The following is an 8,956-nucleotide window of genomic DNA, read 5'->3' on the forward strand; positions in this document are numbered from 1 at the left end:
GACGGCGATGCAGAGCCTTGCAACGGTTACCACCGTTTTCGCCTTCGTGGCAATCGCAATTCACATCTACATCTGGGTTATTGAGTCCTTCCTCTGGACCAAGCCCAAGGGCCGTGAAATCTTCGGCATGACCGAGGAATTCGCGGAATCCACCAGGGAAATGGCAGCTAACCAGGGCCTGTACAACCTGATGATTGCGTGGATTGCGGCAACCGGCCTGCTGGCTTTCTGGTTTGGTTCCCCGCAGGTTGGTGTGGCTCTGCTCTTCGCGGGCCTGGGCGCCATGGCTATCGCCGGCATCTACCTGTTCCTGACCTCCCCGGCTAAGCGTAAGCCCGCGTTGATCCAGCTGGTTCCGCCGCTGCTGTCCCTGATTTTCCTCTTCGTGACCATCCGCTAAGACCTGTCGGACTCGCAGAGGAACGCTAATCTTCAGGCCGCGCGCTGCATCGAAAGATGCGACGCGCGGCTTTTCTATGCCCTCCGCGGTCGCGCCACGGCTGATCGCACCATGGGTGTAGAGGCACGGCTAGTTGAAGAGGCCTGAGCATCCGCGCCGGTGCGAATCGAGCAGGTGCGCATCCACCATACCCACCGCGCACATGAGCGCGTACGCGGTCACCGGCCCCAGGAAGACCCCACCCAACGCTTTGAAAGACTTGGCGAGCACCGCGGACTCGGCGGTATCGGTTGGAATCTCCTCCAGAGTGCGCGGTGCAATGGTCTCGTTCGGCGCAAAGGACCACAGCCATGCGGGGAGCCCACCCGGAACGCGCGTACCGTCGGGTAGGGTGCGCTCGCGCATCCGTTCCAGCTCTTCAATGCTTAGCGTTCGGCCCCGGCGACGAACCGTGCGCGGTACCTCGGCCTGTGGAGGTTCGGTGCGGCCCGCCTCGTTGGGGGCGGAGGAAGATGCGATGAGGGGGAGCGGAATCCCCTCGGCGGGAAAGCTATCGGAAGCTGCGGCCAGCTCGCGCATCCGCAGGGTGAGCTTGGCATTGGAAATTACCGCCCGAATCTTGCGTTCGTTACGGATGATGCCCTCATCCTCGAGCAATCGCGCAACATCTTGCTCGTTAAAGGAAGCCACACGCTCGGGATCGAACCCCTCAAAAGCTCGTCGGAATGCCTCACGTCGCGCAAGAATCGTGCGCCAGGAGAGACCCACCTGGAACGCTTCGAGGCTGAGAGCCTCGAAAAGCCCGCGCTCATCGGTGACGGGAACGCCCCACTCCGTGTCGTAGTAGCCGCGCAGGAGCTCATCGGTGACCCACGCGGGGTAGCTCGGGGAGCTCTTGGCGGTGACGTTATTGGGAACCTGCGAAATCATGATTGCTCCTCTCTGAGAATCTCGGTCAAATCGCGCGCCCCGAAAATTATTCCGGAAATATGTTCTAGTTAAACACTACCGCCCCGCGCGGTAATTTCGCAAGTATATTCGATATAGTTTTGGGTGAGGGATTGGAATCGAATACGAGCGTAGGAATACTGGTACGCAAAAAGGGTGGGACGCCCACCGATAGACGGCATGCATCCCACCCTCTGCGCGGATTCTTTCTTCAGCCCTGTCGCGTCCGACGAACGCAGCTGGCGTTAGAAGAGCCGCGCCTCCCGCACCTCGGCGGGCTCCTCCAAGGCCAGCAGGAAACGCTTGCGGTCCACGCCCCCGGCGTAGCCGGTCATGCTACCGTCGGCACCTACCACGCGGTGGCAGGGGATCATGATGGAAATCTTATTGCGGCCCACCGCCTGGCCCACTGCCTGCGCGGGGGCTCCGGGGCCCACGGCCCGCGAAATGGCGCCGTACGTGGTGGTGTACCCGGCCGGGACGGTCTTTAGATGCTCCCAGACGATGAGCTGAAAGTCCGTGCCCTCCGGGTCGAGAGGGAGGTCAAAGGAGGTGCGCTCGCGGGTGAAGTACTCGTCCAGCTGTGTGCAAGCCAGCGCGAGTAGCTGTGCGGCGGCGTATTCGCCGGCCAGTTCGTCATCTTCCGCCGTACCGTGCTCTCGCAGGTAAGCCTCGGGATTTTCGATGCGTGTGCCCAACTCGTGGGGGAGAGGGAAGTGCTTCTGCTCCTCGTACCAGAGGCCCGTGATGGCGTCGGCCTTGGCCGCGATGTAGAGCGTGCCGACGGGGCTGTCGTGCCGGGTGTACCATCGTGCAGTTTCCTCCTCCTCCGAAGCCGGCGGCGCGATGTGCGGGGGCTGAATCTCGGCGGGCGGGTTTTCGACTGAGGGGGCTTCACCCGTTGGGAGATCGGCGGGCTGGGGATCCTGCGAGTGCGGGGATGCGGTCGCTTCGGTCATGGTCTTCCTCGGTGGGCTTGCGGGCGCGGTTAAAGGGCGGTGCCCCTCCATCCATCATAGGGGAGGGGCACCTGTACGCCGTCATCCTAGTGCTCGGGCTGCGCATCCTTATGCTCGTGGTGCAGGTGCGGCAGGTGAGTCGAGTGCAGATCGTGACCGAGCACGTCGTGCGCATCGGGGTCCTCAACGGGGAGCACATGCGAGTACTCGGAGTAATAGCGGTAGACGGCGTAAGCACCAATCACGCTCAGAACAATAGCCACGCCAAGGGCCCAGGGTACGGCCGCGGCGGAATAAATCAGCGAGAAGATAACGAGCAGCCAGGATAGCGCGGCGGCGAGAACCGAAACGTTCATGGCGATAATAGCAAGCTTGCGGCGACGAACATCGACCATGGGTGGCGCGGCCTAAGCCGCTTCCTCCTTTCGGGAGCCTATGCTCCGCTACGGCAAACATCGGTATGCATCGTGTGCGCGCCTATCGTTATCGACGACCATGAGCGCGCCCCTATCTGCTGATATATCCATTGTACGGCGCTTTCAATAGACAGAGAAGGCGGGCAACGACGGGGCGGTGCGGCAGTCCGTAACGCAAGATGAAGGCGGAATGTTTGCCCGGGGTGATGTCGGCCGGGCGGTTAAAGACCCGTCCGCCGCGGCGTACGAGACGGCGCGGCGGACGGCGATAGGAGCTGTACATGTAGCAATAGCGCGAACCGGCGAGTCCAGCGGGAAAATACATGAAAACCATGCAAAAGACCCGTGCGACACTGACACCTCACGAACAGCGCAGCATTATGTAATCACCGGAAGATGCTACATCTACGTTCACTAACGTTACAACGGCATTGAGAGTATTAGAAAATTGCCTTGCAACAAACGCTAAACGCTACGTCATAAAAGGTCTGGCGCTGAGGCACTGGGACATCAGCCACTCTCTCGGCCCTAGGCCCCAGTGCGGGGTGCCTTCCACGGTTGAAAGGGTATGCGGAAGGGCCGGGCACCCGTAGCGGGTACCCGGCCCTAGCACATACTTGAGGGAAAGAGCGCTAAACGAACGCCAGCGCTCCAGATTGCTTAGGCAGTCTGAACGTCCTCGTCAACCCACTCGAGGGTACGGGAGACGGCCTTCTTCCACAGACGGTACTGGCGGTCAACCTCGGCGGGCTCCATGGAGGGCAGCCAGCGCTTGTCCTCGGCCCAGTTGTCCACGACGTCCTGCTCGCCGGTCCAGAAACCAACGGCGATACCCGCGGCGTAGGCCGCGCCCAGGGCGGTGGTCTCAACCACCTTCGGGCGGATCACGGGAACGCCCAGGATGTCAGCCTGGAACTGCATCAGGAACTCGTTGGCGGTCATGCCGCCGTCCACGCGCAGCTCGGAGAGCTCAACACCGGAGTCGGCGTTCATTGCATCCAGGACCTCGCGGGTCTGGAATGCGGTTGCTTCCAGCGCCGCACGCACGATGTGTGCGCGGTTCACGTAACGGGTCAGGCCAACGATGACGCCGCGAGCGTCGGAACGCCAGTGCGGTGCGAACAGGCCGGAGAACGCGGGAACCACGTAGCAGCCACCGGAATCCTCAACGGAGGTAGCCAGACCCTCGGACTCTGCGGCGTTCTCAATCATGCGTAGGTTGTCGCGCAGCCACTGAATCAGGGAGCCACTCATCGCGACCGAGCCTTCCAGCGCGTACACGGGTGCCGCATCGCCAATCTTGTAGGCGACGGTGGTCAGCAGACCGTTGTCGGAGAAGACGGGCTCGGCGCCGGTGTTCATGAGCATGAAGTTACCGGTGCCGTAGGTGTTCTTCGCCATGCCCTTCTCGAAGCAGGCCTGGCCGAAGGTTGCAGCCTGCTGGTCGCCCAAAATACCCGCGATGGGGGTGCCGCTGAGCAGACCGGTTGCGCGGCCGAAGCCGTACACCTCGGAGGAGGACTTAATCTCGGGCAGCATGCTCATGGGAATGCCCATATCAGCAGCGATCTGCGGATCCCACTGCAGGGTGCGGATGTTCATCAGCAGGGTACGGGATGCGTTGGTCACGTCGGTGACGTGCACGCCGCCGTCAACACCGCCGGTCAGGTTCCAGACCAGCCAGGTATCGGTGTTGCCGAAGAGCAGGTCGCCGCGCTCGGCGCGCTCGCGTGCGCCCTCAACGTTGTCCAGAATCCACTTGATCTTGGGGCCGGAGAAGTAGGTGGAGAGGTTCAGGCCGACGATGTCGTGGTACTTACCAACGCCCTCTTCGCCTGCGAGCTCTTCAACGATTTCCTGGGTGCGGGTGTCCTGCCAGACGATTGCGTTGTAGACGGGCTCACCGGTGTTCTTGTCCCACACGACGGTGGTTTCACGCTGGTTGGTGATGCCGACTGCAGCGATTTCGTGGTGGTTGACTTCGCCGTTTGCCATAGCCATTGCTACGACCTTACGGACGTTCTGCCAAATTTCGGTTGCGTTGTGCTCGACCCAGCCGGCCTTGGGGAAGATCTGCTCGTGCTCGAGCTGGCCTTGAGCCACGTTCTCGCCCGCCTTGTTGAACAGGATCGCGCGGGAGCTGGTGGTGCCCTGGTCGATGGAGAGGATGTACTTGCGCTCGACGTTGAGGGTTGCGGAGTGCAGAGAAGTCGTCATTGATTTTTCCTTAGAACAAAAGAACGGGGGTATTAGAGAGGTTTAGAGGGGCAGAACTGCCGGAACGATCAGGCCTGCGAGGATAGCGCCGATGATTGGGCCAACAACCGGAACCCATGCGTAAGACCAGTTGGAACCGGTCTTACCGGGGATGGGCAGGAAGGTGTAGGCGATACGGGGGCCGAGGTCACGTGCGGGGTTGATAGCGGAACCGGTTGCGCCACCGAGGCTCATACTGATGGATACAACGACCAGGGCAACAGCCAAGGGGCCAGTCTGGGCGGGGGTCTTACCGGATGCGATGATCCAGCCAATCAGGACGAAGGTGCCGATAATCTCGGTGAGCAAGTTCCAGCCGTAGGACTTGATGGCGGGGCCGGTTGCGAAGATGCCGAGGCGGTCGCCCGGGTCCTCATCGAAGTGCTTCTTGTAGGTGAGGTACGCTCCGGTTGCGCCGGCCATTGCGCCGAGCATCTGAGCGATGATGTACAGGGCGATGTTGCCTGCGGTTGCGGGAACACCGGTTGCCAGGTCGCGGCCTGCGGTTGCCAGGCCGACGGTCACTGCGGGGTTCAGGTGTGCACCGGAATGGAAGGAGAGGTACACGGCGGTGAACACTGCCAGACCCCATCCGAAGGTGATAACACCCCAGCCTGCGTCCTTAGCGTAGGACTTCTTGAGGGTCACTGCGGCACATACGCCGGCACCGAGCAGAATCAGGATGAAGGTGCCGAAGAACTCGGAAGCGAAGATTCCGAGGGTGGTGGGGGCGCCGGATGCATCCACGAGAGCGGAAGAGCCGGCTGCAAGTACAGTTCCTGCGGAAGCAAGAAGAGACATTGTTGCTCCTTGAAGACGAAGCGTCTGGAAGGCAAGCGAACCTTTGCTTGCGCATTCCCGTGCGTCCTCACCGCACGGGCGGATCGGGGCACAACGCTGTGCTGAAATGTGTAGCGGTTGCTACGAAAATGTTGGTTGAACGTCTGAGTGGGAAGCAGATTGCACTGTGGGTTAGCTCCGTATTTAGCGCTCTGCTTCTTATGCAGGGGTTTATCGTAAACGGTTATTTAACCGTCCGTCCACCCCTCACCGAAAAATATTGAGTTAGCCCATAACGGTGAGGGGTGAACGGTCGGTTCGTACCAAATAATCGGTTACGAAAGGTGCGTGGAATCTCTAAAGATTAGAGCTTCACACGAGGTGCCACGGGGGTGACAGCCTCAATCTTTGCCGATGCCTCAGCGTCGGTGGAGGTGGACTCTGCCTCGCGGATAGCCTGCACGCGTGCGGCGTAGAGGTCACGCTCTTCCTTGACCTTCTTGTCGTCCCAGCCGAGCTCGGCACGCATGATGTCGAGGATCTCGTCTGCTGCTGCCAGGCCGCGGTCGCGCTGCTCGAGGTCGAGGCGTACGCGGCGGACCAGAACGTCCTCCAGGTGCAGTGCACCCTCGTAGCGGACAGCGAAGACGACGTCTGCACGCAGGAACTGGGGTGCCTTAGCCAGGGGAGCACCGAGGGAGGGGTCAGCGTCGATGAGGGCGCCGAGGTCCTCAATCTGCGCGCCGTAACGCTCGAGCAGGTGGGTGATGCGGTCCTCGTCCCAGCCGTAACGCTCGGCGTAGCGTGCGCGGTTGGCGGCGATGGCGTGGTAGCCGTCGGCACCGACCAGGCCGATATTCGCGGTCACGGAGGGGTTCTGCTTGGCCTGCTCACCCAGCGCGAAGTTCACGGCGTCCTCTGCCATGACTCGGTAGGTGGTCAGCTTGCCGCCCGCAATGGCGCTCATACCGGGGGCAACCTCGGTCACGGTGTGCTCGCGGGAAACCTTGGTGGATGCGGCGCCGTCCTTGACCTTGGGCTGCAGCAGCGGGCGCAGACCGGTGTAGGTGCCGATGATGTCCTCGCGGGTCAGCGGGTTGGCGATGAGCTTGTTTGCCTGCATCAGCACGTAGTCGATGTCCTTGCTGGTGGCGACGGGGCGCTCGCGGTCCTCGGTGTAGGGGGTATCGGTGGTACCGATAATCCAGTAGCGCTGCCAGGGGATGATGAAGAGCACGGACTTTTCGGTCTTGGTGAAGATGCCGCTGGTCGCGTTGATGCGGTCGCGGGGAACCACGATGTGGATGCCCTTGGATGCGAGCACCTCCAGGCCGCCGTCGGGGTTGGCCAGGGATTCGGATTCTTCGGTCCACACGCCGGTTGCGTTGATGACGTGCTTGGCACGCACGTTCAGTCGCTCGCCGCTCTCGAGGTCTGCCAGCTGCGCACCGATGACGCGGCCGGATGCATCCTTGTCGAAACCGATAACCTGGGTGCGGGATGCAGCCAGGGCGCCGTAGCCTGCGGCGGTGCGGACCACGTCGATGACCAGGCGTGCGTCGTCAACGCGTGCGTCGTAGAACTGGATGGCGCCGGTGAAGGCGGAGTCCTTGATGTCGGGGAAGACGGTCTTGGTGCCGGCCTTGGTGAAGTGACGCTGCGAGGGAACGCCCTTGTGGCCGCGCGAGCCGAGGAACGCCAGGGTGTCGTACATGCCGATACCGATGGCGGAGTAGGCGCGCTCGATGACGGGCATCTTCAGGGGCCAGAGGAAGGGCTGTGCGTGCACCAGGTGGGGTGCAATCTTGTTCAGCAGCAGGCCGCGTTCGGTGAGGGCCTCGGTCACGAGCTTGAAGTCGAGGTTGTAGAGGTAGCGCAGGCCGCCGTGCACGAGCTTGGAGGACCAGGCGCTGGTGCCTGCGGCCCAGTCGCCGGCTTCGACGATGCCGGTGCGCAGGCCGCGGGTTGCGGCGTCGAGGGCGATGCCGGCGCCGGTGATGCCGCCGCCGACCACGAGGACGTCGAGTTCTTCATTGGCCATGCTCTTGAGAGCCTGGGCGCGGGATGCAGCGGTCAGCTGCGACTGCTGTGCAAAGTGCTGGGAGCTCATGTGCTGTTCTCTTCTTTTCTGTGAGAGCCGCTACGGGGCGGCGTTGCCTGTCGTCTTGACTTAGTAAAACCCGGTAATGAAATAATTACCAAGTAGAATGAACGGATTTTCACAGGGGGTCTTTGCCCATGAACGAACGCGCTAGCCACACCTACGAGGCTGCGGAGCTCTACTACATCCACAACATGACCATGGATGCCATCGCGAGCCGCATGGGAGTCTCGCGAGCCACGGTTTCGCGGCTGCTCAAAAGCGCCCGCGAAAGCGGCATGGTGCAGATCCGACTGGACGACTCCTTCCGTACCCGCAGCGAACTGGAGCGGCGCATCGGCGAACGCTACAAGGTGCGCGTGACCCTGGTGAACGTGCGCGCCGACGCCACGCCGATTGCCCGCATGAGCCGGGTTTCGCGCACCGCCGCCTCCCTGCTGGACTCGCTCATCGACGACGGCACCCGCCTGGGCGTGGCCTGGGGCTCCACCATGACCGAGGTGTCTCGGCACCTGCCGCGCCGCCCCCTGACCGGCGTGAAGGTCGTGCAGCTCAACGGCGCGGGCAACGCGCACCACTCGGGTATTCCGTACCTGGGCTCTCTGTTGGGGCAGCTGGCCAACGCCTACGAGGCGCAGACCGTACACTTCCCGGTTCCCGCCTTCTTCGACTACGCCGAGACGAAGGAAGCCATGTGGCGCGAGCGCAGCGTGCAGGCAAGCCTGCGGGTGCAGCAGAGTGTGGACCTGGCCATCTTTGGCGTGGGTGCGTTCGGCGGCCCGATTCCCTCGCACGTGTACTCGGGCGGGTATTTTGACGCGGAGGAGCAGTACCGCCTGCGCGAGCTGGGAGTCGTGGGGGATATGTGCACCGTGCTATTGCGCGAGGATGGGTCGTGGGCCGATTTGGAGCTGAACCGGCGCGCATCGGGGCCCACTCCCAAGGAGCTGGCGCGTATCCCGCGGCGTATTTGCGTGGCTTCGGGGGTGCACCGCGCGAGGGCGCTCCGCGGGGCTCTGCGCACCGGCGCGATTACGGATTTGGTGCTGGACGATGCGCTCGCCAAGGTTCTGATGGATAGGTAGCTTTCTCGGGG

The 8,956-nt window shown here is 62.4% G+C and carries 8 protein-coding genes; 2 read left to right on the top strand and 6 right to left on the bottom strand.

Annotated features, from left to right (window positions below):
• Positions 1-7 precede the first annotated feature (7 nt).
• On the top strand, positions 8-400 hold the full coding sequence (locus tag ADJ95_RS03380) for a DUF1304 domain-containing protein (RefSeq protein ID WP_049332590.1): 393 nt from the start codon (positions 8-10) through the stop codon (positions 398-400).
• Between the two features lie 129 nt (positions 401-529).
• On the opposite strand, the gene ADJ95_RS03385 is transcribed toward ADJ95_RS03380, so the two are convergent.
• From ADJ95_RS03385 to ADJ95_RS03410, 6 genes are all read right to left on the bottom strand, one after another.
• Positions 530-1,330, bottom strand: coding sequence for a DNA-3-methyladenine glycosylase I (locus tag ADJ95_RS03385; RefSeq protein WP_049332592.1), 801 nt, complete (start codon positions 1,328-1,330; stop codon positions 530-532).
• 263 nt (positions 1,331-1,593) lie between these two features.
• Positions 1,594-2,307, bottom strand: a complete 714-nt coding sequence (locus tag ADJ95_RS03390) for a methylated-DNA--[protein]-cysteine S-methyltransferase (protein WP_080974932.1) — start codon at positions 2,305-2,307, stop codon at positions 1,594-1,596.
• An 86-nt stretch (positions 2,308-2,393) separates the two neighbouring features.
• Positions 2,394-2,702, bottom strand: coding sequence for an N-acyl-D-glutamate deacylase (locus ADJ95_RS03395; protein ID WP_049332594.1), 309 nt, complete (start codon positions 2,700-2,702; stop codon positions 2,394-2,396).
• Positions 2,703-3,383: 681 nt separating this feature from the next.
• The gene (gene glpK / locus ADJ95_RS03400; RefSeq protein ID WP_049332595.1) at positions 3,384-4,940 is read right to left on the bottom strand and encodes a glycerol kinase GlpK; all 1,557 of its coding nucleotides are present in this window, start codon (positions 4,938-4,940) and stop codon (positions 3,384-3,386) included.
• A gap of 42 nt (positions 4,941-4,982) precedes the next feature.
• Positions 4,983-5,780 (bottom strand): MIP/aquaporin family protein, encoded by a 798-nt coding sequence (locus ADJ95_RS03405; protein ID WP_049332597.1) that lies wholly within the window; start codon positions 5,778-5,780, stop codon positions 4,983-4,985.
• Between the two features lie 343 nt (positions 5,781-6,123).
• On the bottom strand, positions 6,124-7,869 hold the full coding sequence (locus ADJ95_RS03410; RefSeq protein WP_049332599.1) for a glycerol-3-phosphate dehydrogenase/oxidase: 1,746 nt from the start codon (positions 7,867-7,869) through the stop codon (positions 6,124-6,126).
• A gap of 128 nt (positions 7,870-7,997) precedes the next feature.
• Here ADJ95_RS03410 and ADJ95_RS03415 point away from each other — a divergent pair, with 128 nt between their 5' ends.
• Entirely contained in the window at positions 7,998-8,945 is a 948-nt protein-coding gene (locus ADJ95_RS03415) for a sugar-binding transcriptional regulator (protein ID WP_049332602.1), read from the top strand.
• Positions 8,946-8,956 lie beyond the last annotated feature (11 nt).

It is taken from the genome of Rothia mucilaginosa, assembly GCF_001061665.1.
Taxonomy (GTDB): domain Bacteria; phylum Actinomycetota; class Actinomycetes; order Actinomycetales; family Micrococcaceae; genus Rothia; species Rothia mucilaginosa_A.

What these genes read in the sequence shown, in the direction of transcription:
- ADJ95_RS03380 (WP_049332590.1), top strand. Translation starts at nt 8, where the DNA reads ATGCAGAGCCTTGCAACGGTTACCACCGTTTTCGCCTTCGTGGCAATC.
- ADJ95_RS03385 (WP_049332592.1), bottom strand. Translation starts at nt 1,330, where the DNA reads ATGATTTCGCAGGTTCCCAATAACGTCACCGCCAAGAGCTCCCCGAGC.
- ADJ95_RS03390 (WP_080974932.1), bottom strand. Translation starts at nt 2,307, where the DNA reads ATGACCGAAGCGACCGCATCCCCGCACTCGCAGGATCCCCAGCCCGCC.
- ADJ95_RS03395 (WP_049332594.1), bottom strand. Translation starts at nt 2,702, where the DNA reads ATGGTCGATGTTCGTCGCCGCAAGCTTGCTATTATCGCCATGAACGTT.
- glpK (WP_049332595.1), bottom strand. Translation starts at nt 4,940, where the DNA reads ATGACGACTTCTCTGCACTCCGCAACCCTCAACGTCGAGCGCAAGTAC.
- ADJ95_RS03405 (WP_049332597.1), bottom strand. Translation starts at nt 5,780, where the DNA reads ATGTCTCTTCTTGCTTCCGCAGGAACTGTACTTGCAGCCGGCTCTTCC.
- ADJ95_RS03410 (WP_049332599.1), bottom strand. Translation starts at nt 7,869, where the DNA reads ATGAGCTCCCAGCACTTTGCACAGCAGTCGCAGCTGACCGCTGCATCC.
- ADJ95_RS03415 (WP_049332602.1), top strand. Translation starts at nt 7,998, where the DNA reads ATGAACGAACGCGCTAGCCACACCTACGAGGCTGCGGAGCTCTACTAC.